1 protein-coding gene and 1 pseudogene are annotated in these 707 nt (G+C 55.6%); both read right to left on the reverse strand.

Annotation, left to right across the window (positions count from 1 at the left end; all coding sequences use genetic code 11):
• On the reverse strand, nt 1-435 hold a 435-nt coding region (locus GOB86_RS15690; RefSeq protein WP_194301224.1), incomplete at its 3' end, for a transposase.
• Between the two features lie 57 nt (nt 436-492).
• Nucleotides 493-707, reverse strand: a pseudogene (locus GOB86_RS15975) (hypothetical protein); the annotation flags it as partial.

Raw genomic sequence — 707 nt, forward strand, 5'->3', positions numbered from 1 at the left:
AGCCAGGGCCTCATGATCAGCAATGATGCGGCAGTAACGATCTGCCTGCTGCCCACTGCGCTCTAGCCGGTTCAGCGTGGATTTTCCTGCCAGTGCCGCACAGTTGGCCCGACCTCCTGACAGACGGCCCGAGGCCAGACCAAAGATCAGGTCATGCCGCAAGGCATCGTGATCATTGAGATCTTCATAGCCCAAAGCCAGCCCCATGATCCGCTGACGGACAAGGTCTTCAACCCGGTATTCCACAAAGCCGGGATGCCGTTCATCGCGAAAACAGGCAGCAAAACGGCGGCTGAGCCCCAGAATGTCATCAGCCTGCTTCACCAGAATGACGCCCCCATCCGAACTCATGCGCCCCCCGTCAAAACGGGCCACAACACGCCGTCCACAGGAGGCTGGAAACTCATACGCGCCTGCGCTACACTCTGTCTGCATCGGGTTTTCTCGATGATTATGGAAATTTCTTTTCTACAAAACAGACTTTTTCATAATCTAACCCGATGTACAACCCTTCTGTGAGATTTCCGCGTCGACGACGCGATGGAGCCCAAGAAATTGCACCCCGGCCAGACGATCATCAGCGTAAACGCCGCTTCCAGCCGCGTCACAGATCATGTCCCAGAGTCGATCTATCACGGTTGGTGGCAGATGCTGAGACATTGTCCTGCGGTCTATGGTCTCCCAGCGCAGAAGTTCATCATCTTCAC

Source organism: Acetobacter lambici, assembly GCF_011516885.1.
GTDB lineage: Bacteria > Pseudomonadota > Alphaproteobacteria > Acetobacterales > Acetobacteraceae > Acetobacter > Acetobacter lambici.